The sequence below is a fragment of the Neisseria sicca genome, from assembly GCF_014054945.1.
GTDB lineage: Bacteria > Pseudomonadota > Gammaproteobacteria > Burkholderiales > Neisseriaceae > Neisseria > Neisseria sicca.
On sequence record NZ_CP059566.1, the window covers coordinates 1,642,494 to 1,665,545 of the forward strand.

The following is a 23,052-nucleotide window of genomic DNA, read 5'->3' on the forward strand; positions in this document are numbered from 1 at the left end:
CTTTTTTCTGAAATTTACGAGAACTTGATTATAACATATGCACACTTCCAACTCAAAAACGCCATCCATCATCCAACCTGATAATGACATTGGTTATTTTGAGTATGTTGTATTTTCTCGCGTAAAATAAGCTTTTTCCGTTCTGACCACCGCCATGAATCTGACGCTTGCCCTCCCCTCTCTCAACCGTCAAAAAGATGAGACACTTTCCCCTCTCCCGCTTCCTGCTTTTAACCAAATCTTGCGATATGGGTTATTACATAAACAAGAAATGAAGCCGTCTGATTTTTATCGCCGGTATTTATGGAAGGGAAGCTTGTTGACCCAAGTCAAAGAGCTGATGGGGATTTCACCGCATCAGGCGGCAACGTTTGCCAGTCCGATATGGCAGCAAATGGGATTGCACCAAGTCAGCGTAGTCAGCGGCGAACATCTGCAAATCACAAAAGAAGAAGCCGCTCGATTATGTTTGGAACTGTCTGAGTTTTACAGCAAAGAGGGTTGGCATTTTCTGCCTGTCCGTCCCGATTTATGGCTGATCACTTTGCCATCGGAAAGCGATTGGGGGATTGCGCCGGTATTGGATATCTACGGACAAATCGGTTCGGCGGACCAAGCTGATGGAAAAGACGCCTTACAATGGTTGGGAATGCAGACTGAAATTCAAATGTGGCTGCACCAACACCCGCTCAACGTCGTCCGCACTCAAAACGATACTCCTACAATCAACGGTCTTTGGTTGTGGCAGGATTTAACGGGGCTGCGATCTGCGGACTTTGTCGCTTCCGACAGCATTTGGGCGCAATTTTCAGACGACCCCCGCTTGGATGCGCCTTATGATTTTCAGGCTTGGCTGGATGCGGTGGATGAATCGGGCATTCATCCCGCCAACCCCGTCATTTTTCTGGATGACTTGGCTGTTACGGAGCAAACAGGCGATATTCAGACATACCAAGAAATTTTAGAAAGCTGGGAAACCCGCTGGTTTGCCCCGCTTTGGCAGGCAGTCTCGCAAGGTCGTCTGAAAAATCTGTCTATCAGTACCGACGGTGAAAACGGCGGCACTTTACACATCACGCCGTTTTCAAAATGGAAATTCTGGCACCCGAAAAAAATATTTACCGGCAGATGGTAATGCGCCCGCCCCGCCCCGCCGCCCTGTTTATAGAAACACCAATAACGTTTACAATACGCGACCATTCTACTATTTGCACACACCGCCCATGAAAATCCGACTCGGTCAGCACAATGCACCTGATTTTCCGCAAGGAGCGGCCGTCACTATCGGTAATTTCGACGGCGTACACCTCGGTCACAAACACATCCTGCAAAAACTCAAAAACGAAGCCGATTCGCGCAACCTTCCCGTTATCGTCGTCATTTTCGAGCCGCAACCCAAAGAATTCTTCTCCCAAAAAGCAGGCTTTACGCCCCCATGCCGCATCAGCCCCTTGCGTACCAAGCTGGATTTGTTGAGCGATACCGGCTGTATCGACGCTGTATGGGTGTTGCGTTTCAACCAAGAATTTGCCGATATGAGCGCACAGGATTTCATCGACAAACTGCTGCGCCAAACACTCAACACACGCTACCTGCTTATCGGCGACGATTTCCGCTTTGGCGCCGGACGCGAAGGCTGTTTCGACTTATTGAAACAGCAAAGCGATATACAAACCGAACGCACGCCTTCCGTCATCGTCGAAGACATCCGCACCAGCAGCACAGCCGTGCGCGAAGCCTTGACAGACGGCAACTTGGCGTACGCCAAAAAGCTTTTGGGCCACGATTACGTTTTGAGCGGCAAAGTCAAACACGGCAAAAAACTCGGCAGAACCATCAACGCCCCTACCGCCAACATCCAACTTCCGCCCCACCGCTATCCCCTGCGCGGCGTATTCGTCGTCGAAGCAGACGGTACATTCGGCACACGGCGCGGCGTTGCCAGCTTCGGACTCAACCCGACCGTCAGCAGCAACAATTCGCAAAAACTTGAAGTCCATTTATTTGATTTTGAAGGCAATCTTTATGGACAACGTTTAAAAGTACGTTTCCTGCACAAGCTGCGTGACGAACAAAAATTCAGCGATATCGAAGCATTGAAACGGCAAATCGAACAAGATATAGAAGAGGCGAAACAATGGCAGGAAACGGATTATAGTGGATTAAAATTGCAATGATACGGCGTTGCCAACGCCCTTATGTACTACCCGTACACGGCGGGCGTTGCCGCCTTGTCTCATTTTTATTTTAATCCACTATAAAAGCATCTGCGGCCATTGTCGGATAAAAATGAAAAAGGTCGTCTGAAAATCTTTTCAGACGACCTTTTTCACAATATGCAGACATCTGCCTGCGAGATTTCTAATGGCCTAAATTTAAAAAGGACGACAACCGTCAAAACGGTGCGCGGGGAACAGAATCCCTCTTTTAATTCAGTCCACTATACCCTACTTATTTAGCAGCAGGAGCCTGTTCTTGGGCAGCGGCAGGTGCAGTTTCGGTAGTCATTTTACCTTGACCGGTCAGCGGGCTGGCAGCTTCGGCTTCCGGTGCAGCAGTTTCAGCAGCTTTTTCGGTTTTCAGGTCGTTGGCTTGTTTTTTAGCTTTATTGGCTTTTTTGTGAACGTGTTCTGCTTTAGCGGCTTTGCCGGAAGCAGGTTGGGCCATAGCCACAGGAGCAGCGATCAGGCCGGCAGAAACAAGAACGAGAGAGGTCAATTTAGACAATGTTTTCATGTGTAATATCCTTTCGGGAAATTTGTCTGATAAAATCATTCCGTCAAATGCCAAATGGCAATTTGCGTAAAGACAACCGCATAACCACTTGGTGCGATTGAGTTTTTATTGTAACGGTTTGTTTGTAAACCGAAGTCAGCTCGAGCGAAATTGAAATAAAGTTTCAAAAGGAGGGTTAACCCCCTTGTCCTGCTTTATTAATCGCACCTCATAGCTTGATTGTTTAAATTTATATATTTCATGACATTACATCCGATGATTTTCGAACACTCCCGATTCCGCAATGCATCCTACATCCTGATGGGGCTTGCCCTGCTTGCGGTGCTGTATTTCCACTTTTTGCCGCTTTTGCTCGCCGTGATACTGACCTACGTCTTCATCACCAAGACCAACGGCCTGATTCTCTGGCTGCGCCGCCGTACGCTCACGCGTAATACGTTTCTGCACAAATCGCTCAACGCGCACAATATCAACCTGATTTCGACCACGCTGACCATAGGCATCGTATTGACGGTTATCCTCCTGATGTCTTTGGGGATTTACCAACTGATTCACGGCGGGCATATCCCCGTCATGCTGACCAAGCTGGCGGCGATTTTGGAAGACACGAAAAACAGCAGCAGCCTGCCGCAGTCGGTTTTGAACATGCTGCCCAACAATACCGCCGAAATCAAAGCCTATGCGGTCAAATTGATTGAAGAATACAGCGCCGCGCTGACGCGCATCAGCAAAAACAGCTTCACCTCGTTCGTGTACATCCTTATCGGCATCATCATCGGCGCAATGCTCAGTTTCCACCGCCTCAACATGCGCAAAAACCGCCGCAAAATGCCGCCCTTCAAGGCAGAACTGGTGCGGCGGATTGTGAACTTCGAAACCAGCTTCGAGCGCGTGTTTCTGGCGCAGGTCAAAATCTCACTGATCGATACCGCGCTGACGGGCGTGTACCTTTATCTGATCCTGCCGCTTTTCGGCGTGGAGTTGCCGTTTAAAATAACCGTGTTGGTGATCGCCTTCATCGTCGGGCTGATTCCCGTCGCGGGTAACCTGATTTCCAACACCATCATTATCATCTTGAGCCTCGGTGCGTCTTTATATGTAGCGGTCGCTTCGCTGGTGTTTCTGGTCGTCATCCACAAGCTCGAATACTTCCTGAACGCGAAAATCATCGGCTCGGAAATCGAATCAAGCGCATGGGAACTGCTGGTGGCAATGGTCGTGTTCGAACGGATTTTCGGCGTCGGCGGCATCATCGTCGCACCGGTTTATTATGCGTATCTGAAGAATGAGTTGAAGCAGCAGAAATTGATTTAGATAGGGTTTGAAATATAGATGGAAGGTCGTCTGAAAAGCTCGAAATAGGTTTTCAGACGACCTTTTTCAGTTACAGCAACCTTATCCCTTCCCCCGTCTAGCGGGGGAAGGCTAGGATGAGGGTGGCTTGCGGATATACGATATAAGGGACAAGAGCCACCCTCTCCCCAACCCTCTCCCGCCGAACGGGAGAGGGGCGGATTCTCGTGGGCAAAGCCCACGCTACGATTGTTATTCCACAAATCAACACAAAAAATTCCGCTATGGGTTTTCTCCAACTTTAGGCGTTGCCCGACGGTGTAGCGTGGGCTTTGCCCGCGAATCCTGCTGTTTTTTAGATATTTCATTATGCTTCTTTTCTGTCGGGCGAAACAGCCGATTCATCAGCCGCCGTCATTCCCGCACAGGCGGGAATCCAGACTCTGAAAGGCCGCTGCAATTTTTAAAGATTTCCATAGCTTCCAAAACCTAGATTCCCGCCTGCGCGGGAATGACGAAGCAGGTATTTTCTATTTGAATTTGCCAACAAGGTCGTCCGAAAAGCTCGAAATAGGTTTTTCAGACGACCTTTTTTCAGTTACGGCAACCTTATCCCTTCCCCCGTCCGGCGGGGGAAGGTTAGGATGGGGGTGGCTTGCGGATATACGGCAATAAAGGGCAAAGAGCCACCCTCCCCCCAACCCTCTCCCGCCAGACGGGAGAGGGAGCAGATTACTGAATGCCGCCGTTACTGCTTTTCAGTGTCGTATTGAGGCGATAATGGATTTAGAGTATCGGAATGCAACGAGGTCGTCTGAAAAGCTGAAAATAGGTTTTTCAGACGACCTCTTTCAGTTACGGCAACCTTATCCCTTCCCCCGTCTGGCGGGGGAAGGTTAGGATGGGGGTGGCTTGCGGATATACGGCAATAAAAGGCAAAGAGCCACCCTCTCCCCAACCCTCTCCCGCCGGACGGGAGAGGGGGCAGATTACTGGATGCCGCCGTTACTGCTTTTCAGTGTCGTATTGAAGCGATAATGGATTTATAGTTTCGAAATACAAAAAGGTCGTCTGAAAATCCCCAAACAGGTTTTTCAGACGACCTTTTCTTCTCCTACTCATTCCAACCCGACTTTTAAATACTCGCGCTATGCCCTACCCGCACATGGCTATGGTGGTCGCGGCCTTCGTGGTCGTAGTCGGATTTGAAGCCTTTGAGTACGACGTCTATGTCGTTCTCCTTGGCGAAGACGTTGGCGAAGTCTTCAATCAGTTCCAATACGTCGCCGGCGATGTAGGACGAGCGTTCGGCGTTGATGGTTACTTTCGAACCCGGACGGATGTTTTTCAGGGTTTTCTTGATGGCGGCTTTGTTCAGGAACGAGACTTCTTCCGCCAGTTCCAAGCTGATTTCGTCGGCTTCGGCGAGTTCTTCGCGGCTGAGGTAATAGGCGCGTTTCATGTTGCCCTGAAGGATGAAGATGATGCTGATGGCCAGCCCGATGCCGACGCCTTTGAGCAGGTCGAGCGCGACGACTGCGGCGAGGGTGGCGGCGAAGGGGATGAACTGGTACAGCCCTTTATGCCAGAAATGCAGGAGGGTGGCGGGTTTCGCCAGTTTGTAGCCCACCAGCAGCAAGACGGCGGCGAGGGTGGACAGGGGGATCATGTTGAGGATAAAGGGAATCGCCAAAACGCACACCAGCAACAGGACGCCGTGGATAACGGCAGACAGTTTGTGCGTCGCGCCTGCATTGGCGTTGGCGGACGAGCGCACGACGACTGAGGTGATGGGCAGGCCGCCGATGAGCGAGCTGACGATGTTGCCTGCGCCCTGCGCGCGCAATTCGCGGTTGGTGTCGGTGATGCGGCGGCGGGTGTCGAGGCGGTCGGCGGCTTCGATGCAGAGCAGGGTTTCAATCGAGGCGACGATGGCGATGGTGATGCCGGTCGTCCAGACGTAGCTGTTGCCGAAACCTGAAAAGTTGGGCAGCGTGAGCATAGCTGCGGCTTCGCGCCATGTGTCGGGAACGGGCAGTTGGACGAGTTGTCCGGCGGGAATGGCAAGGCTGCTGCCACTGGCGACAAACCATTGGTTCATCAGTATCCCCGCGCCCACGGCAACCAGCGCGGCGGGCAGGGCTTTGATGTTATTCAACGCGGGGATTTTGTCCCATACGATTAGGATCACCATCGACACGCCCGCTACCAAAAGAGAACCTGTGTGGATGTCGGCGAACAGGGCGGCGGGGTCGGCGAGGCTGCCGCTACTGCCCAAGGCAAACGGAATCTGTTTCATGATGATAATCACGCCGATGCCCGCCAACATGCCTTCGATAACGGACACGGGGATGTATTCGGCAAGGCTGCCGGCGCGGATGAAGCCGAGCAAAAGCTGGATGGCGCCGGCGATTAAGCCTGCGCACAGAAACAGCTCAAACGAACCGAGTTCGGTAATGGCGGCAAGAATAATCGCCGCCAAACCTGCGGCAGGGCCGGAAACGCTGATGTGCGAAGTGCTGAGGGAACCGATGACGATGCCGCCGACGATGCCCGCCAACACGCCGGACAACGGCGGCGCGCCTGATGCAAGCGCGATGCCGAGGCACAACGGCAGGGCGACGAGGAAGACGACCAGTCCGGAAGCGAAATTGGACTTGAACAGGCTGCCCAAAGCTTGTTTTTTCTGATGGGGTTTCATGGTGAGGGGTACTCCTGATGTGTGTGTTTGTGTGTATGTTTTTTGTATGGATGAAGCAGGGTTTCGGGAGGGAAAGGCCGTCTGAAAAAATCGGACATAACGGATAAACTTATTTTTCAGCCGCCGGACAAACGCACCCGCCCTCCTTCCCGCGCAGGCGGGAATCCACCTTTGGGAAACGGTTTATCGAGTTTCACAAATATTGTTTATTGTCCGAACGGATTTCCGCCTGCGCGGGGAAGGCGGCATTTTCCCAAGCGATATTTTCAGACGGCCTCCGGCGGCCTATCAACCCGCTTTCTTGCGCGCGTTGACCACCCATTCGGAATCGGTGAGGTCGTAGATTTTCTGGATGTCGGCGAGGATGTTTTTGAAGTCGATGTTCAAATCGATGAGGCGGCCGGTACGCAGGTCGAAGACCCAGCCGTGCACGATCGGATAGCCGTCGAGCAGGTAGCGTTCCTGCACGCACGCCATTTTGATGACGTTGAGGCACTGCTCCTGCACGTTCAATTCGACTAGGCGGTCGTAGCGCAGGTGTCCGTCCTCAATCGCGTCCAATTCTTCCTGATGCAGGCGGTACACGTCGCGGATGCTGCGCAGCCACGGGTTCATCGAACCCAAATCCTGCGGCTTCATCGCCGCTTTGATGCCGCCGCAGTTGTAGTGGCCGCAGATAATGATGTGTTTGACTTTCAGATGCGACACGGCGTATTCGATGGCGGAGGCGGCGTTCAAATCCAGACCGTGCACAAGGTTGGCGACGTTGCGGTGCACGAACACTTCGCCGGGTTCCAGCCCCATCATCCCTTCCGCCGCGACACGGCTGTCGGAACAGCCGATATAGAGGTATTCGGGGTTTTGCCCGTCGGCAAGTTCTTTAAAATAATCGGGATACTGCTGTTTTTTCTGCTCCAGCCATTTGCGGTTGTTTTCAAAAATGACTTCGTATGATTGGCTCATGCGGCTTCCTTTCTGCTTGATGTGTCGTATGTTTTTTTGTTATCGCACCCTGTTTCGGATGCGGCCTCTGCAAGGGTTGCGCATTCTAGGAAGGCAAAATTAGAGAAAAATTAGCCATAAAATGCCGTATAAATATGTAAATACGGCATTTTCAAGCAAGAGGTCGTCTGAAAACCCTTTTTCAACCCAATCGGACAAAAAAAGGAGAAACCGCAGTTTCCCCCCTATCTTTCAAAAAATTAAATCGTCCTCATCCACACGCCGCCGCCCCGTCCGAAAAGTTCCCTACTGCCTATCATGCCCCTGCAATTTTCAGACGACCTCCTTACCAATCCTTACACTTTACGGCATAATGGCGGACTGTTTTTCCGAGGAGAATTTCATGTCCGTCAAAACCCCGTCGCTTTTCGGCGGCGCCATGATTATCGCCGGTACGGTTATCGGCGCAGGTATGCTTGCCAACCCGACCGCCACCTCCGGCGTCTGGTTTACAGGCTCGCTGATTGTGTTGCTCTACACTTGGTTTTCCATGCTCTCCAGCGGCCTGATGATCCTTGAAGTCAACACCCACTATCCGCACGGTGCCAGCTTCGACACCATGGTTAAAGACCTGCTCGGCCCGATTTGGAACGCCATCAACGGCGTTGCCGTCGCCTTCGTTTTATACCTACTCACCTACGCCTACATCTTCGTCGGCGGCGACTTAACTGCCAAAGGACTGGGCGGCGCGCTCGGTATAAAAATCCCTCTGACCGTCGGACAACTCTCCTTCTTCCTGATTTTCGCCACCTGCGTGTGGGCATCCGCCCGCCTGGTGGACCGTTTCACCTCCATCCTCATCGGCGGCATGGTGCTGACTTTCATCTGGGCGACCGGCGGCCTGATTGCCGAAGCCAAACTGCCCGTCTTGTTCGACACCCAAGCCCCGTCCGGTACGCCGTACTGGATTTACATCTCCGCCGCCCTGCCCGTCTGCCTCGCCTCCTTCGGCTTCCACGGCAACGTCTCCAGCCTGCTCAAATACTTCAAAGGCGACGCGCCCAAAGTGGCCAAATCCCTCTGGGCAGGAACGCTGATTGCACTTGTGATTTACGTCCTGTGGCAAATCGCCATCCAAGGCAACCTGCCGCGCAACGAGTTCGCCCCCGTCATCGCCGCCGACGGCCAGGTATCCGTTCTCATCGAAACCCTGTCGAAATTCGTTCAGACCGGCAGCATGGCGGCCATACTGTCTTTCTTCTCCTATATGGCGATTGCTACGTCCTTTCTGGGCGTAACGCTCGGCCTGTTTGACTACATCGCCGACATCTTCAAATGGGACGACGGCTTCGCAGGGCGTACCAAAACCGCAGCCGTTACCTTCCTGCCGCCCCTGGTGTCCTGCCTGCTCTTCCCCACCGGCTTCGTTACCGCCATCGGCTACGTCGGACTCGTCGCCACCGTATGGACCTGCTTCCTCCCGTCCTTATTGCTGCTGCGCTCGCGCCAAAAATTCGGCAAAGGCAAAAACTACACCGTTTACGGCGGCGCATGGCTGATTTACTGGGTCAACCTATTCGGCTTCCTCAACGTCCTAGCATGGGTGTTCAACAAACTCGAACTCGTCCCCGTGTTCAAAGGCTGACAAGCAAATCGATACCCCGGAGGTCGTCTGAAAACAGATTTCAGACGACCTCTCCCGTTTTCCGTTACAATAAACACCCTCCGAATCACAGCACACGACCGTCCATGTACGACAACATCCGCTTCCACCTAGACGAAGAATATCCCGAAGGCCTGCCGTCCGAAAACGCCGCCACGCATATCGGCATGTACTGGATATGGGCAGCACAGGCAGGGCTGGCGAATCCCGTTTGGCAAACCGCCCCCGAAAGCGCGGAAGATTTCGCCAATATGCTCAAAGGCAGAACCAGCGGCAGACGCTTCCTGCTCAAGCACATGGACGGTGCGCTCACGCCCGACGACTTCACCGAACAAGGGCGGCAATTCACCTCCTATTACTACGACAATGAAGAAGACGGCTACGGCGCATTTTTAGAAGACTACGTCAACACCCTCGACACCCCGTCGCTCGGCGGCTTCTACCACGTCCCCAACACCCCCGAAATCTACAAACGCCTCAAACCCGTCTTTCAGGCAGCGTTTGAGCAATGGAAAAACCATTTGGAATCCCCTGTCGGAGAGCAACCGTGAAACTCATCATCCTCGACCGCGACGGCGTCATCAACCAAGACCGCGACGACTTCGTCAAATCCGTAGACGAATGGATACCCATCGAAGGCAGTATGGACGCCATCGCCTTCCTGACGCAGGCAGGCTACAACATCGCCGTCGCCACCAACCAATCCGGCATCGGCCGCAAATACTTCACCGTCCAAGACCTGACCGAAATGCACGCCAAAATGCACCGCCTCGTCCGTCAGGCGGGCGGCGAAATCGACGGCATCTGGTTTTGCCCGCACACCGCCGCCGACAACTGCGACTGCCGCAAACCCAAACCCGGCATGATTTACGACATCCTCGAACGTTTCAAAGCCGACCCTGCCGAAACCTGGCTGGTCGGCGACAGCCTGCGCGACCTGCAAGCCATGCACGAGGCCGGCGGCAAAACCGCGCTCGTCATGACCGGCAAAGGCAAGAAAACCCTGTCGCAACAGGAAAAAGAATTACCCGAAAACACCCAAATCTTCGACAGCCTGCTCGCCTTCTCCCAATACATCATGCACGAAGCCGCACAAGACCGTGCAGACGGACAGGCAAACCCGTAAATACACGAGGTCGTCTGAAACTCTGTTTCGCCCCGTTTCAAGCACAAACAAGATTTCAGACGACCCATCCGACAGGTAAAAACATGCTCCTCATCCGCAACCTGACCTACTGGTTCATCCTCAGCACCAGCCTGATTTTACTTTTCCCCTTCATGCTCCTCGCCCTGCCCGTCCAAGGCGGCGCGCACAAAATGGCGCAAATCTGGGTACGCATCCTCAACTGGTCGCTCAAACACATCATCGGGCTCAAATACCGCCTCATCGGTGCCGAAAACATCCCCGACCGCCCCTCCATCATCTGCGCCAAACACCAAAGCGGCTGGGAAACCCTCGCCCTGCAGGAAATCTTCCCGCCGCAGGTTTACGTCGCCAAACGCGAGCTGTTCAAAATTCCCTTTTTCGGCTGGGGCCTGAAACTCGTCAAAACCATAGGTATAGACCGCAGCAACAGCCGCGAAGCCAGCAAACAACTGATGGAACAAGGCATGGCGCGCAAAAACGAAGGCTACTGGATCACCATCTTCCCCGAAGGCACACGCCTGCCGCCCGGCGAAAAAGGCCGCTACAAACTCGGCGGCGCGCGCATGGCGAAAATGTTTGAAATGGACATCGTCCCCGTCTCCCTCAACAGCGGCGAATTTTGGCCGAAAAACGCCTTCCTCAAACACCCCGGCACCATCACCGTCGTCATCAACCCCGTCATCCCCCACAGCAGCGGCTCGGAAGCCGAATTGATGGCGGAATGCGAAAAACGGATTGAAGCGCAACAACCCCTTATCGAAGGAAAAGGACCATTTGCCGTCGCAAAGGTCGTCTGAAAACGCAGATTCGCCCCGACACCAACCCAACCCATGTCCCGACACTACGCCCACACCCTTTCAGACGGCCAGTCCATCCGAATCCGGCTCAAACGCAGCGCCAAGAAAAACCTTATCCTGCGCCCCGTATCCCGCGACACCGTCAGCATCAACGTTCCCCCGTTCGTCAGCCATCGCTTTCTCACCCAATGGCTGACCGACAACGAACCGCTCTTGCGCCGCACCCTCGCCCAAGCCCCGACCGCCGCATCCGCCGACACCCTCCCCGAATGGATTTGGTATCAAGGCGTTCAGACGACCCTGTCCGTCCACAACGGCAGCCACATCCAAATCAGGCCGTCTGAAATCCTGCTGCCCGAAAAAGAACCCGCCGCCCAACTGACCCACCTACGCCGCTTCCTGCACGAACGCGCCCGCGAATACCTGCTGCCGCGCCTCGAGCACCACGCCCGCGCCACCACCCTCATTCCCGCCGCGACCGCCCTCTCCAACGCCAAAACCTTCTGGGGCGTCTGCCGCCACACCACCGGCATCCGCCTCAACTGGCGGCTCATCGGCGCACCCGATTACGTCGCAGACTACATCTGCATCCACGAACTCTGCCACCTGCCCCACCCCGACCACAGTCCGCAGTTTTGGGCAACCGTCAACCGCCTCACCCCGCACACCCAAGCCGCCGAAACATGGCTGAAAGCCCACGGCCGCGAATTGTTTGCATTAGGCTAAAGAGTTCGACACGCCGATACATCAAGGTCGTCTGAAACCCCGTTTCGCCCGTTTCAAGTCCAAACAAGATTTCAGACGACCCAATTCATGATGGCTACGCACGGCAAATCATGCCAATCCGTCACCAACCATCCGCCCCACTATCCGCCCGCCCTGCAAAACAGGATAATGCCGTATACTTTTGCGACGGCAGCTCGCGCATCATCCGTCCGACAAAAAAGACTAAAATACGCAGACTTTCAGTCGCGTGAAAACGAGCCTTAACCACGCGACACATCAAACCGCCCGACAAACAGACAACATCCGTACTCCGCCACACAAACAGCCAACATTGAGGGAAAACACATCATGATCAGCATTTTCGACATTTTCAAAATCGGCATCGGCCCTTCCAGCTCCCACACCGTCGGCCCCATGAAAGCCGCCGCCGCCTTTTCAGACGACCTCAAACAATCAGGGCTGGACGCGCAAACCGAACGCATCGTCATCGACATTTACGGCTCGCTGGCGCTGACAGGACGCGGACACGGCACATTCGACGCCCTCCTGCTCGGCTTGGAAGGCAGCCTGCCGCACGACATCCCCCTCGCCGACATCCCCGACCGTCTCGAACGCATCCGCACGCAACACATCCTCCGCCTCAACGGACGCGAAATCCGCTTCAACCCCGACAGCGACCTGAACATACGCGGCGACCAAGTGTTGCCCAAACACCCGAACGGACTGAATTTCACCGCCTACGGCAAAGACGGCGGCAAACTCAAAGAACAAATTTACTACTCCGTCGGCGGCGGCTTTATCGTTACCGATCAAGAGTTTGACAAACAAGCTGAACAAACGCGCCCAGTCCCCTACCCTTACACCAGCTGCGCCGAACTGCTCGCCCAATGCCGCATGAACCAGCTCGACATTTCCGAAGCCGTGTTGGCAAACGAAGCCGCGCTTGTCGGTTGCAGCGAAGCCGAAATCCGCCGCCGCGTCGCCGGCGTTGCCGACGTTATGGAAGGCTGCATCAAACGCGGGCTGGCGGCAGACGGCGAACTGCCCGGCGGCTTGAACGTCCGCCGCCGCGCCCCGCAGCTTGCCGCCAAACTCAAAGCCCTGCGTGAAACCGAAATCGTCAACACCCAGCTTTGGCCCATGGTTTACGCCATGGCGGTCAACGAAGAAAACGCCGCCGGCGGACGCGTCGTTACCGCCCCGACCAACGGCGCCGCCGGCATCATCCCCGCCGTCCTGCACTACTTCCGCAAGTTCAACCCGCACGCCACGCAAGAGCGCGTCGAAAACTTCCTGCTCACCGCAGGCGCCATCGGCATCCTCTACAAAACCAACGCCTCCATCTCCGGCGCGGACGTCGGCTGCCAAGGCGAAGTCGGCGTCGCCTGCTCCATGGCGGCGGGCGCATACGCCGAAGTCATCGGCGGCACGCCCAAACAAGTGGAAAACGCCGCCGAAATGGCGATGGAACACCATCTAGGCCTGACCTGTGACCCCGTCGGCGGATTGGTGCAAATCCCCTGCATCGAACGCAACGGCATCGCCGCCGAAAAAGCCCTCAAACTCGGCACCCTCGCCCTGCTGGAAGACGGCACGGACAAAAAAGTCTCGCTTGACGAAGTCATCCAAACCATGCTGCAAACCGGGCGCGACATGAAGTCCACCTACAAAGAAACCTCGCTTGCCGGACTCGCCATCACCCTCCAGAAAAAAGCCGTTCCCGTATCCGTCCGCGTTGTGGAATGTTGAAAACGGAGCAGACAAAAAGGTCGTCTGAACATTTTGTTTTTCAGACGACCTTTTTGATGGATTCAACTCCTCGCGTATGCACGCAAAACCATCGCCGCAAATGACGGCAAGCCTTCAGCCATATTTGCGGCGCAACATTTTCAGACGACCCCTCTGCTTAAAAGGTCGTCTGAAAAATCATTTCGCCTTACCGTTTCAAAGCCAGCGTCAACACACCCGCCGTAACCAGTCCCAAGCCTATCCATTCCTGCGTGCTGGGGCGTTCGTCCAAAAAGACCACCGCCATCAGCGCGACCAAAACCAGGCTGAATTTATCGACGGGGGCGACTTGCGAGGCGTTGCCCAGTTGCAGGGCTTTGAAGTAGGCGAGCCAAGATGCGCCGGTGGCGAGGCCGGACAGAATCAGGAATGTCCAGTTTCTTCCTGTGAACCCGTTTACGCCCTGCCATTTGCCGGTATAGGTCAGGAACAAGACCAGTGCGGCGAGGATGACCAGCGTGCGGATGAAGGTGGCGAAATCCGAATCTATGCCCTGCAAACCCATTTTGGCGAAAATCGCCGTCAACGAGGCGAAGCCTGCGGATGCCAATGCCCAGAAAAGCCATGCGTTGCTGCCCATGTTTGTCCGTTTCTCTTGTGGATTGTCAACAATATGAACCGCATTCTTATTGAATTATCGAATTTTTCACTGCGATTCATTCTCAGATAACGCTATAATATGCCTAATATTCTTTTGAATCCATCAGCGTTTGTCTTTCCGATGGGCTTTCAGACGACCCTCCTCTCTTTTTCTCCATTCAGTAAAGGAAAATCATGAGCTTCAAAACCGATGCCGAAATCGCCCAATCTTCCACTATGCGTCCGATTGGCGAAATTGCCGCCAAGCTGGGTTTGAACGTTGACAATATCGAACCCTACGGCCATTACAAAGCCAAAATCAATCCTGCCGAAGCGTTCAAACTGCCGCAAAAACAAGGCCGTCTGATTTTGGTTACCGCCATCAACCCGACTCCGGCGGGCGAAGGCAAAACCACCGTGACCATCGGTTTGGCGGATGCTTTGCGCCACATCGGCAAAGATTCTGTTATCGCCCTGCGCGAACCTTCTTTGGGGCCTGTGTTCGGCGTCAAAGGCGGTGCGGCGGGCGGCGGCTATGCCCAAGTTTTGCCGATGGAAGACATCAACCTGCACTTCACCGGCGACTTCCACGCCATCGGCGCGGCGAACAACCTCTTGGCCGCCATGCTCGACAACCATATCTACCAAGGCAACGAGTTGAACATCGATCCCAAACGCGTGCTGTGGCGGCGCGTGGTCGATATGAACGACCGCCAGTTGCGCAATATCATCGACGGCATGGGCAAACCCGTTGACGGCGTGATTCGTCCCGACGGCTTCGACATCACCGTTGCCTCCGAAGTCATGGCGGTATTCTGTCTCGCCAAAGACATCAGCGATTTGAAAGAGCGTTTGGGCAACATCCTCGTCGCCTACGCCAAAGACGGCAGCCCCGTTTACGCCAAAGATTTGAAAGCCCACGGCGCGATGGCGGCATTGCTCAAAGACGCCATCAAACCCAACTTGGTACAAACCATCGAAGGCACGCCCGCCTTCGTACACGGCGGTCCGTTCGCCAACATCGCCCACGGTTGCAACTCCGTTACCGCCACCCGACTGGCGAAACACCTTGCCGATTACGCCGTAACCGAAGCAGGCTTCGGCGCCGATTTGGGCGCGGAAAAATTCTGCGACATCAAATGCCGCCTTGCCGGTTTGAAACCCGACGCAGCCGTCGTCGTCGCCACCGTCCGCGCCTTGAAATACAACGGCGGCGTAGAACGCGCCAACCTCGGTGAAGAAAACCTCGAAGCCTTGGCAAAAGGCCTGCCCAACCTGCTGAAACACATTTCCAACCTGAAAAACGTATTCGGCCTGCCCGTCGTCGTCGCCATCAACCGCTTCGTGTCCGACTCCGATGCCGAGTTGGCAATGATTGAAAAAGCCTGCGCCGAACACGGCGTCGAAGTTTCCCTGACCGAAGTGTGGGGCAAAGGCGGCGCGGGCGGCGCGGATTTGGCGCGCAAAGTCGTCAACGCCATCGACAACCAACCCAATAACTTCAGCTTCGCCTACGATGTCGAGTTGAGCATCAAAGACAAAATCCGCGCCATCGCCCAAAAAGTGTACGGCGCGGAAGACGTCGATTTCAGCGCAGAAGCATCCGCCGAAATCGCCTCGCTGGAAAAACTGGGCTTGGACAAAATGCCCGTCTGCATGGCAAAAACCCAATATTCCCTCAGCGACAACGCCAAACTCTTGGGCTGCCCCGAAGGCTTCCGCATCACCGTGCGCGGCATCACCGTTTCCGCCGGCGCAGGCTTCATCGTCGCCCTGTGCGGCAACATGATGAAAATGCCCGGCCTGCCCAAAGTCCCTGCCGCCGAGAAAATCGACGTAGACGCAGACGGTGTGATTCACGGCTTGTTCTGATTTGAATCGGATGTGAAGTAAAACGGCAAAGGTCGTCTGAAAACGGTTTTCAGACGACCTTTTATCATTTGGGAACAGTTTAAACTCAACCGCAACAACCCGTAGCGTGGGCTTTGCCCGCGAATCGACCCCTGATGAATAGTCGTCTGAAACAATAGAGCAAATCCGCCGCATCGGTTTTCAGACGACCTTTTATCATTTGGAACAGTTTCAACTCAAACTCGACAACCCGTAGCGTGGGCTTCGTCCGCGAATCCTTCCCTGATGAAAATAGTCGTCTGAAACAATAGAACAAACCCGCCGCACTCGTTTTCAGACGACCCTTTGTTTACTCGACCGCTTTGCCTTATCCTGATTTGAAGTTAATCCACTATAATACCGCCCATTGTTTTTAAACCGACGAAAGGTCGTCTGAAATGACTCAAAACGCAAGCAACCTCTGCTGGCTCGACATGGAAATGACCGGGCTTGACCCCGAACGCGAACGCATCATCGAAGTCGCCATGATTATTACCGACTCCGATTTGAACGTCTTGGCGCAGTCCGAAGTTTATGTCGTCCACCAAAGTGACGAACTGCTCGACGGCATGGACGAGTGGAACACCGCCACCCACGGCCGCACGGGGCTGACGCAGCGCGTGCGCGAATCGCAGCTCACCGAAGCCGAAGTGGAACAAAAACTGCTCGACTTTATCGCGCAATGGATTCCCGAAAAAGCCACGCCGATGTGCGGCAATTCCATTCATCAAGACCGCCGCTTCATGGTCAAATACATGCCGCGCCTCGAAGCGTATTTCCACTACCGCAATCTGGACGTGTCCACCCTGAAAGAACTCGCCAAACGTTGGAATCCGCCCGTTGCCAAAGGCGTGGTGAAACGTGGTTCGCATCAGGCTTTGGACGATATTCTCGAAAGCATCGAGGAAATGCGTTACTACCGCGAAAACTTCTTGAAACTGCCCGAGGCCGTCTGAAAACACCGTCGGCACACTTTTTCAGACGACCTTCCACCATCATGTCCTATCAATACCGCCAATCCCTGCCCGATACGCCGCTGGACATCGTCGGCGACGTTCACGGCGAATTTGCCGCCTTTCAATCGCTGCTGCACCGGCTCGGCTACCGCGACGACGGTTTCCATCCGCGCGGGCGGCGGCTGGTGTTCGTCGGCGATTTGTGCGACCGCGGCCCCGACAGCCCAGCGATGCTGGCGTGGTTCAAACAGGCTTACGAACACGGATGGGCATGGATGGTTTTGGGCAACCACGAATTGAACATCCTTGCCGACGACCCGAAAGACGGCTCGGGCTGGTTTTTCGATGTCCGCGCCGAAAAAGACGCCCATTACGCGCCGTGGCATTGCGTGGAAGAAAAAGAAAAAACCGAATTGCGCGCATGGCTGGCCGAACAGCCGCTGCTGCTGGAGCGCGAAGACCTGCGCATTGTCCACGCCGCCTGGCTGCCGCCGCAAATCGAACGCCTCGAAGAAGCAAAGGGCGAAAGCCTGACCGCGCAATACCGCCGCTTCGATGCCGAGTTGAAACACCGCCTTCAGACGGCCTCTTGGTATCCCGACTACCTCTACGAACAAACGCATTACGCCCCGCAGGCGGAAAATCCCGACCATGCGCCGCCGCCCATGCCCGCCACCGCGCGATACGAACTCGAACGCAGCCGCCTGCATCCGATACGCGCCCTCACCAGTGGCGTGGAGCGTTTGGCGGACAAGCCGTTTTACGCCGGAGGACGCTGGCGCGGTACGACCCGTTGCGCGTGGTGGGACGACTACCGCGACGATACGCCCGTCGTTATCGGCCATTATTGGCGCAGTTGGCAGCCCTCTCCCGCCGCCGTTGCCGCCGAACGGCTGTTGCTGCCGCCGCAGCCGGATGTGTGGCACGGCGCGCGGCGCAACGTGTTCTGCGTCGATTTCTCGATTGGTGCAAGCTGGCGGGCAAGGAAATTCCCGCAGAAATACCGTCTCGAACAGTTCCGGCTGGCGGCATTGCGCTGGCCGGAGAAGGTGTTGGTGTTTGAGAACGGCGAATGCGCGGCGACGCGTTAGCCTGACAACAAACCGGCATACTCGCCCAACCCACAGAAAAGCAATCCATAAGTTTGAACGCCGATAAACCCGTCCCCTTGCGCAAACATTCTTCTGATTCAATCACGCCAAATATAGTGGATTAACAAAAATCAGGACAAGGCGACGAAGCCGCAGACAGTACAGATAGTACGGAACCGATTCACTTGGTGCTTCAGCACCTTAGAGAATCGTTCTCTTTGAGCTAAGGCGAGGCAACGCCGTACTGGTTTAAAGTTAATCTACTATAAAAAAAAGCCGGCCGAACCTATTTAAGGTCCGACCGGCTTTTATCGTTTTAAAAATTAACGATGTCTGTGGACTTGGCTGCCGATGACGCCGCCTAATGCAGCGCCGCCCAAAGTAGAGCCGGTATCGCCACCGATCAAGTTACCCGCTACACCGCCCAATACCGCGCCAGTAGCAGTATTGCGTTGTGTTTGGGTCATGCCCGCACATGCACTCAGAGAAGTAGCAATGGCGATCAAGGTCAAAGTTTTAGTCAAGAAAGACTTGCTCATGGTGTGTTCTCCGTTGTGGGTTAACTCAGTGACGAAAGTATGTCACACCAAGTCATTAATATTTATTCCAATAAGTAAAGTCATTTTAAACTAGGATAACTTAACAGGCGGACAGTTAGAAAAAACCATAATCCGATAAATCAGACAAATTAAATAAAAGGTCGTCTGAAACTGTCTGTTTTTACCCACACACAGACCTTTCAGACGACCTCTTTTTCGCCACACAAACCGATTTAAGGCGCGACCCGTTTACGGTTTGCCGCAGCCAAAAGCGCGAGCATTTCTTCGGTGGTATCCCAGCCGATGCAGGCATCGGTAATGCTTTGCCCGTAAACCTCGGGCTTGTCCTGTCTGCCTTCGACCAAATGGCTTTCAACCATTACGCCCATAATATTGTCTTCGCCGTTTTCCAGTTGCGCGGCAACATCTTGGGCAACTTCCATCTGCCGTCTGTAATCTTTACGGCTGTTTGCGTGGCTGCAATCAACCATCAGCTTGGGCGACAAACCGACTTTTATTAATTGTTCCGCCGCCGATTTAACGTGTTCGGTGCTGTAATTCGGCTCCTTACCGCCGCGCAGGATAACGTGGCAGTCGGGATTGCCGCCGGTATGCACAATGGCGGAATGCCCTGCTTTGGTTACAGACAGGAAGTGATGCGGATGACTTGCCGCGCCAATCGCATCGATGGCGATTTTCAGATTGCCGTCCGTACCGTTTTTGAAACCGACCGGACAAGACAGACCGCTGGCGAGTTCGCGGTGTACCTGACTTTCCGTCGTTCGCGCACCGATCGCGCCCCAAGAAATCAAGTCCGCGTAATATTGCGGCGTAATCATGTCGAGGAACTCCGTCGAAGCGGGCATGCCCATATTGTTCAGCGTCAGCAGCAAGCTGCGTGCCTGACGCAGGCCGTAGTTGATGTCGAACGTGCCGTCCAAGTGCGGGTCGTTAATCAGACCTTTCCAACCCACCGTCGTACGCGGTTTTTCAAAATACACGCGCATCACAATCAGCAATTCTTTTTCATATTTCTTGCGCAACACCAGCAAACGTTCGGCGTATTCCAAGGCGGCTTTGGGGTCGTGGATGGAACACGGGCCGATAATCACCAGCAGGCGGTTGTCCTTGCTGTGAACCAAATCGGCGATTTCATGCCGCGTGCGGTGTACCAGCCCCGCCGCTTCCTCGGAAATCGGCAGCTCGTACAAATGGGCAATCGGCGGCAGCAGCTCTTTGACTTCTCTAATCTTAATGTCGTCGGTAGGGTATTGTTGGGTCATTGTTATTGCTTTCAAATTCAGATAAATTAAGGCATAGATTACCTTCTTTACCTGTTTTAAACAAGCCTTTTAGCCATCTTATGGCAATTTTATTTCAAAAAATCAAATTTTTTCTGTTTTTATATATTTAAATTTCTAAAATTCAAATTTTTTCGCAATAAAATTTTGATTAACTCAATAAGCAATACCTGCGTTGTCAACAATTTTCATCCTTCCCCAATAATCCTCCCGCCTTCCGACAGCATCTTTTTGACGAATACCTATAAGACTATTTCATCCAAAACTTGACCGCGGACAAGCCCTGCTTCGTTTTTACGCAAGCCGACATATCATTCACATCGAAATGTAGTAAAATAACAAAATATCAAAGCAATATCGCGCAGCCTGTGTTGCTTATCCTACACAACCCGCCCTGCCGCATCATTAAAATAACCATATATTCGTCGCACATCCCACACATCCTTCCCGCCCTTACTGAAAAGCCGTCCTACCTTTCAGACGACCTTTCTTTTCAACCTCAAAACAAGGAGCGTTACAATGAAAGCAGCACGTTTTTACGATAAAGGCGACATCCGCATCGAAGACATCCCCGAACCGACCGTCGCCCCCGGCACCGTCGGCATCAACGTCGCCTGGTGCGGTATCTGCGGTACCGACCTGCACGAATTTATGGAAGGTCCGATTTTCATCCCGCCCTGCGGCCATCCGCACCCGATTTCCGGCGAGTCCGCGCCCGTAACGATGGGACACGAGTTCTCCGGTGTGGTTTATGCCGTCGGCGAAGGCGTGGACGACCTCAAAGTCGGACAACACGTCGTGGTCGAACCCTACATCATCCGCGATGACGTACCGACCGGCGAAGGCAGCAACTACCACCTCTCCAAAGACATGAACTTCATCGGCTTGGGCGGCTGCGGCGGCGGCCTTGCCGAAAAAATCGCCGTCAAACGCCGCTGGGTGCATCCGATTTCCGACAAAATCCCGTTAGACCAAGCCGCTTTGATTGAGCCCCTGTCCGTCGGTCATCACGCCTACGTCCGCAGCGGCGCGAAAGCAGGCGACGTCGCATTGGTCGGCGGCGCAGGCCCCATCGGTTTGCTGCTTGCCGCCGTGTTGAAAGCCAAAGGCATCAAAGTCATCATCACCGAATTGAGCAAAGCGCGCAAAGACAAAGCCCGCGAATCGGGCGTTGCCGACTACATCCTCGACCCGTCCGAAGTCGACGTCGTCGAAGAAGTGAAAAAACTGACCAACGGCGAAGGCGTGGACGTGGCATTCGAATGCACCAGCGTCAATAAAGTGCTGGACACCATGGTCGAAGCCTGCCGCCCGACCGCAAAAGTCGTCATCGTATCCATTTGGAGCCACCCCGCCACCATCAACGTCCACAGCGTTGTGATGAAAGAGCTGGACGTGCGCGGCACCATCGCCTACTGTAACGACCACGCCGAAACCATCAAACTGGTGGAAGAAGGCAAAATCAACCTCGAACCTTTCATCACCCAGCGTATCAAGCTGGACGAGCTGGTTTCCGAAGGCTTCGAGCGTCTGATTCACAACAACGAATCCGCCGTCAAAATCATCGTCAATCCCAACCTGTAAACGCCTGACGGATTGATAGAAACACAAAGGTCGTCTGAAAACCTCAAATCAAGATTTTCAGACGACCTTTTTATCTGCAAAGACAATTCACCCCATCATCCACAATACCCTTCAGGCTATTGTCCATCAGTTATAGTGGATTAAATTTAAACCAGTACGGCGTTGCCTCACCTTAGCTCAAAGAAAACGATTCTCTAAGGTGCTGAAGCACCAAGTGAATCGGTTCCGTACTATCTGTACTGTCTGCGGCTTCGTCGCCTTGTCCTGATTTAAAGTTAATCCACTATATTTCCCAACACCACCCAATCTACTGCCAAAACATCTGCAAAGGTCGTCTGAAAGCCAACTTCAAGAAACTAAAGCTTCTTTTAAACGCTTTTAGACGACCTCTTATCTAATTTAAATACCGAATAAAGTATAATCTTTGCAAAAAAACAACAAAAAATAATACAAAAATTTACAAAAAACACAGGAACTTATAAAATACCAAACAATAACAGTTGCAACAATAATCACAAATCATAATAATGTCATATATACCGTTCAGGCAAAAAAGCCTGCCGTATATCAGTTACACAGAAATATTACGGAGACTGTGTCAATACACACCTAAACTCACATACAAGGATAAATCCGATGAAAACACGTTTTACTTTAACTTCTCTGGCTTTGGCTTCTCTGATGATGATGGGCAATGCTGCAATGGCCGAAACTAAAGAAGGCAATTTCAACGTACACCTGAAATTGACCGGCACTTGCGAAGTTCTAACAACAAACAGCGCATTGAATAGTACGAAAATTACTACCGAAGACCCAAGTCTGGCTGGAGCGGACATTGATTTCAGCACACATGTCGCATCATCAAATTCAACCGCTATTACCCAAAAAAACGTTGGCGGTATGGCTACTGGTCTGAATATCCGTTGCAGTAAAAACACACTTTTCACAGTAGGTTTGGAACCTCAAAACGTAACAAGCAACAATGGTGAAGGCACAATGTGGGGTATCTCTCGTACATCAAAACAAAATAATGACACCATCAGCTATCAACTTCAAAAACCTGTCGTAAACGGTTCAGGCATAAATCAAACAGTCCAAGAGACCAACAGCAACACTCCTTGGGGTAATTCAGGTACTGACCTTCTTTCATTGACAGGACAAGGTTTAAGTGATTCCGAAGCAGTCAAACTCCCTGTATATGCAACTGTCAAAGCAGGTGAATTAAACAAATTCATCGACACCTACCAAGACCAAGTCAAAGTAACCCTGAGTTACTAATCTGAGTCACTCCCTCAAAACAAAACAACTAAAAAATCCTC

At 53.4% G+C, this 23,052-nt stretch carries 22 protein-coding genes; 14 read left to right on the forward strand and 8 right to left on the reverse strand.

What is annotated here, in order from left to right; all coding sequences use genetic code 11:
* Positions 1 to 154: 154 nt before the first annotated feature.
* A complete protein-coding gene (locus H3L95_RS07945; RefSeq protein ID WP_003760857.1) occupies positions 155 to 1,135 on the forward strand; it encodes a hypothetical protein in 981 nt (326 codons plus the stop codon).
* An 88-nt stretch (positions 1,136 to 1,223) separates the two neighbouring features.
* The gene (gene ribF / locus H3L95_RS07950; protein WP_003760855.1) at positions 1,224 to 2,177 is read left to right on the forward strand and encodes a bifunctional riboflavin kinase/FAD synthetase; all 954 of its coding nucleotides are present in this window, start codon (positions 1,224 to 1,226) and stop codon (positions 2,175 to 2,177) included.
* 274 nt (positions 2,178 to 2,451) lie between these two features.
* Here ribF and H3L95_RS07955 read toward each other — a convergent pair whose 3' ends face one another.
* Entirely contained in the window at positions 2,452 to 2,736 is a 285-nt protein-coding gene (locus H3L95_RS07955) for a late embryogeneis abundant protein (RefSeq protein ID WP_241429746.1), read from the reverse strand.
* A gap of 255 nt (positions 2,737 to 2,991) precedes the next feature.
* On the opposite strand from H3L95_RS07955, the gene H3L95_RS07960 reads away from it, so the two are divergent.
* The gene (locus H3L95_RS07960; protein WP_003760849.1) at positions 2,992 to 4,050 is read left to right on the forward strand and encodes an AI-2E family transporter; all 1,059 of its coding nucleotides are present in this window, start codon (positions 2,992 to 2,994) and stop codon (positions 4,048 to 4,050) included.
* A 1,114-nt stretch (positions 4,051 to 5,164) separates the two neighbouring features.
* Here the strand turns inward: H3L95_RS07960 and H3L95_RS07965 are convergent.
* From H3L95_RS07965 to H3L95_RS07970, 3 genes are all read right to left on the reverse strand, one after another.
* Entirely contained in the window at positions 5,165 to 6,730 is a 1,566-nt protein-coding gene (locus H3L95_RS07965; protein WP_182096133.1) for a SulP family inorganic anion transporter, read from the reverse strand.
* A 193-nt stretch (positions 6,731 to 6,923) separates the two neighbouring features.
* Positions 6,924 to 7,052 carry a hypothetical protein gene (locus H3L95_RS13860; RefSeq protein ID WP_259345812.1) on the reverse strand — a complete coding sequence of 43 codons (129 nt, stop codon included), beginning with the start codon at positions 7,050 to 7,052 and terminating at the stop codon, positions 6,924 to 6,926.
* On the reverse strand, positions 7,019 to 7,693 hold the full coding sequence (locus H3L95_RS07970) for a carbonic anhydrase (RefSeq protein WP_003761708.1): 675 nt from the start codon (positions 7,691 to 7,693) through the stop codon (positions 7,019 to 7,021). The genes H3L95_RS13860 and H3L95_RS07970 overlap by 34 nt, the downstream gene beginning before the upstream one ends.
* 382 nt (positions 7,694 to 8,075) lie before the next feature.
* On the opposite strand from H3L95_RS07970, the gene H3L95_RS07975 reads away from it, so the two are divergent.
* The 6 genes from H3L95_RS07975 to H3L95_RS08000 all read left to right on the forward strand — a co-directional run bounded on the left by H3L95_RS07975 (position 8,076) and on the right by H3L95_RS08000 (position 13,754).
* Positions 8,076 to 9,317: an aromatic amino acid transporter gene (locus H3L95_RS07975; protein ID WP_040669170.1), complete on the forward strand. Its 1,242-nt coding sequence runs from the start codon at positions 8,076 to 8,078 to the stop codon at positions 9,315 to 9,317.
* A gap of 104 nt (positions 9,318 to 9,421) precedes the next feature.
* The gene (locus H3L95_RS07980; protein ID WP_003761704.1) at positions 9,422 to 9,886 is read left to right on the forward strand and encodes a DUF7832 domain-containing protein; all 465 of its coding nucleotides are present in this window, start codon (positions 9,422 to 9,424) and stop codon (positions 9,884 to 9,886) included.
* Complete coding sequence (gmhB, locus tag H3L95_RS07985) at positions 9,883 to 10,461, forward strand: D-glycero-beta-D-manno-heptose 1,7-bisphosphate 7-phosphatase (RefSeq protein ID WP_003761702.1); 579 nt, start codon at positions 9,883 to 9,885, stop codon at positions 10,459 to 10,461. The genes H3L95_RS07980 and gmhB overlap by 4 nt, the downstream gene beginning before the upstream one ends.
* Positions 10,462 to 10,544: 83 nt before the next feature.
* Positions 10,545 to 11,279, forward strand: a complete 735-nt coding sequence (locus H3L95_RS07990) for a lysophospholipid acyltransferase family protein (RefSeq protein ID WP_003761701.1) — start codon at positions 10,545 to 10,547, stop codon at positions 11,277 to 11,279.
* Between the two features lie 33 nt (positions 11,280 to 11,312).
* A complete protein-coding gene (locus tag H3L95_RS07995) occupies positions 11,313 to 12,005 on the forward strand; it encodes a M48 family metallopeptidase (RefSeq protein WP_003761698.1) in 693 nt (230 codons plus the stop codon).
* Positions 12,006 to 12,353: 348 nt separating this feature from the next.
* Positions 12,354 to 13,754, forward strand: a complete 1,401-nt coding sequence (locus H3L95_RS08000; RefSeq protein ID WP_003761696.1) for an L-serine ammonia-lyase — start codon at positions 12,354 to 12,356, stop codon at positions 13,752 to 13,754.
* Positions 13,755 to 13,941: 187 nt separating this feature from the next.
* Here the strand turns inward: H3L95_RS08000 and H3L95_RS08005 are convergent, their stop codons facing one another.
* Positions 13,942 to 14,373 carry an EamA family transporter gene (locus H3L95_RS08005; RefSeq protein WP_003761693.1) on the reverse strand — a complete coding sequence of 144 codons (432 nt, stop codon included), beginning with the start codon at positions 14,371 to 14,373 and terminating at the stop codon, positions 13,942 to 13,944.
* A 194-nt stretch (positions 14,374 to 14,567) separates the two neighbouring features.
* Between H3L95_RS08005 and H3L95_RS08010 the strand changes: the two genes are divergently transcribed.
* Entirely contained in the window at positions 14,568 to 16,244 is a 1,677-nt protein-coding gene (locus tag H3L95_RS08010; protein ID WP_003761691.1) for a formate--tetrahydrofolate ligase, read from the forward strand.
* An 85-nt stretch (positions 16,245 to 16,329) separates the two neighbouring features.
* Here H3L95_RS08010 and H3L95_RS13865 read toward each other — a convergent pair whose 3' ends face one another.
* Positions 16,330 to 16,458 carry a hypothetical protein gene (locus tag H3L95_RS13865; protein WP_259345813.1) on the reverse strand — a complete coding sequence of 43 codons (129 nt, stop codon included), beginning with the start codon at positions 16,456 to 16,458 and terminating at the stop codon, positions 16,330 to 16,332.
* A gap of 202 nt (positions 16,459 to 16,660) precedes the next feature.
* Between H3L95_RS13865 and orn the strand changes: the two genes are divergently transcribed.
* Both orn and H3L95_RS08020 read left to right on the forward strand, forming a co-directional pair.
* Entirely contained in the window at positions 16,661 to 17,218 is a 558-nt protein-coding gene (gene orn, locus H3L95_RS08015; protein WP_003761686.1) for an oligoribonuclease, read from the forward strand.
* 41 nt (positions 17,219 to 17,259) lie between these two features.
* Positions 17,260 to 18,309 carry a metallophosphoesterase gene (locus H3L95_RS08020; RefSeq protein WP_182096134.1) on the forward strand — a complete coding sequence of 350 codons (1,050 nt, stop codon included), beginning with the start codon at positions 17,260 to 17,262 and terminating at the stop codon, positions 18,307 to 18,309.
* Between the two features lie 323 nt (positions 18,310 to 18,632).
* Here H3L95_RS08020 and H3L95_RS08025 read toward each other — a convergent pair whose 3' ends face one another.
* The gene (locus H3L95_RS08025) at positions 18,633 to 18,848 is read right to left on the reverse strand and encodes a YMGG-like glycine zipper-containing protein (protein WP_003761681.1); all 216 of its coding nucleotides are present in this window, start codon (positions 18,846 to 18,848) and stop codon (positions 18,633 to 18,635) included.
* Between the two features lie 233 nt (positions 18,849 to 19,081).
* Complete coding sequence (aroG, locus tag H3L95_RS08030; RefSeq protein WP_003761677.1) at positions 19,082 to 20,131, reverse strand: 3-deoxy-7-phosphoheptulonate synthase AroG; 1,050 nt, start codon at positions 20,129 to 20,131, stop codon at positions 19,082 to 19,084.
* A 537-nt stretch (positions 20,132 to 20,668) separates the two neighbouring features.
* Between aroG and H3L95_RS08035 the strand changes: the two genes are divergently transcribed.
* The gene (locus tag H3L95_RS08035; protein WP_003768647.1) at positions 20,669 to 21,733 is read left to right on the forward strand and encodes a 2,3-butanediol dehydrogenase; all 1,065 of its coding nucleotides are present in this window, start codon (positions 20,669 to 20,671) and stop codon (positions 21,731 to 21,733) included.
* Positions 21,734 to 22,369: 636 nt separating this feature from the next.
* Complete coding sequence (locus H3L95_RS08040; RefSeq protein WP_009311059.1) at positions 22,370 to 23,011, forward strand: spore coat protein U domain-containing protein; 642 nt, start codon at positions 22,370 to 22,372, stop codon at positions 23,009 to 23,011.
* The last annotated feature ends 41 nt before the right edge of the window (positions 23,012 to 23,052 follow it).

What these genes read in the sequence shown, in the direction of transcription:
- H3L95_RS08025 (WP_003761681.1), bottom strand. Translation starts at nt 18,848, where the DNA reads ATGAGCAAGTCTTTCTTGACTAAAACTTTGACCTTGATCGCCATTGCT.
- H3L95_RS07990 (WP_003761701.1), top strand. Translation starts at nt 10,545, where the DNA reads ATGCTCCTCATCCGCAACCTGACCTACTGGTTCATCCTCAGCACCAGC.
- H3L95_RS08020 (WP_182096134.1), top strand. Translation starts at nt 17,260, where the DNA reads ATGTCCTATCAATACCGCCAATCCCTGCCCGATACGCCGCTGGACATC.
- H3L95_RS07975 (WP_040669170.1), top strand. Translation starts at nt 8,076, where the DNA reads ATGTCCGTCAAAACCCCGTCGCTTTTCGGCGGCGCCATGATTATCGCC.
- aroG (WP_003761677.1), bottom strand. Translation starts at nt 20,131, where the DNA reads ATGACCCAACAATACCCTACCGACGACATTAAGATTAGAGAAGTCAAA.
- H3L95_RS07955 (WP_241429746.1), bottom strand. Translation starts at nt 2,736, where the DNA reads ATGAAAACATTGTCTAAATTGACCTCTCTCGTTCTTGTTTCTGCCGGC.
- H3L95_RS07965 (WP_182096133.1), bottom strand. Translation starts at nt 6,730, where the DNA reads ATGAAACCCCATCAGAAAAAACAAGCTTTGGGCAGCCTGTTCAAGTCC.
- orn (WP_003761686.1), top strand. Translation starts at nt 16,661, where the DNA reads ATGACTCAAAACGCAAGCAACCTCTGCTGGCTCGACATGGAAATGACC.
- H3L95_RS08010 (WP_003761691.1), top strand. Translation starts at nt 14,568, where the DNA reads ATGAGCTTCAAAACCGATGCCGAAATCGCCCAATCTTCCACTATGCGT.
- H3L95_RS08005 (WP_003761693.1), bottom strand. Translation starts at nt 14,373, where the DNA reads ATGGGCAGCAACGCATGGCTTTTCTGGGCATTGGCATCCGCAGGCTTC.
- H3L95_RS08040 (WP_009311059.1), top strand. Translation starts at nt 22,370, where the DNA reads ATGAAAACACGTTTTACTTTAACTTCTCTGGCTTTGGCTTCTCTGATG.
- H3L95_RS07970 (WP_003761708.1), bottom strand. Translation starts at nt 7,693, where the DNA reads ATGAGCCAATCATACGAAGTCATTTTTGAAAACAACCGCAAATGGCTG.
- H3L95_RS07980 (WP_003761704.1), top strand. Translation starts at nt 9,422, where the DNA reads ATGTACGACAACATCCGCTTCCACCTAGACGAAGAATATCCCGAAGGC.
- H3L95_RS08035 (WP_003768647.1), top strand. Translation starts at nt 20,669, where the DNA reads ATGAAAGCAGCACGTTTTTACGATAAAGGCGACATCCGCATCGAAGAC.
- ribF (WP_003760855.1), top strand. Translation starts at nt 1,224, where the DNA reads ATGAAAATCCGACTCGGTCAGCACAATGCACCTGATTTTCCGCAAGGA.
- H3L95_RS07995 (WP_003761698.1), top strand. Translation starts at nt 11,313, where the DNA reads ATGTCCCGACACTACGCCCACACCCTTTCAGACGGCCAGTCCATCCGA.
- H3L95_RS07945 (WP_003760857.1), top strand. Translation starts at nt 155, where the DNA reads ATGAATCTGACGCTTGCCCTCCCCTCTCTCAACCGTCAAAAAGATGAG.
- H3L95_RS08000 (WP_003761696.1), top strand. Translation starts at nt 12,354, where the DNA reads ATGATCAGCATTTTCGACATTTTCAAAATCGGCATCGGCCCTTCCAGC.
- H3L95_RS13860 (WP_259345812.1), bottom strand. Translation starts at nt 7,052, where the DNA reads ATGGGTGGTCAACGCGCGCAAGAAAGCGGGTTGATAGGCCGCCGGAGG.
- H3L95_RS07960 (WP_003760849.1), top strand. Translation starts at nt 2,992, where the DNA reads ATGATTTTCGAACACTCCCGATTCCGCAATGCATCCTACATCCTGATG.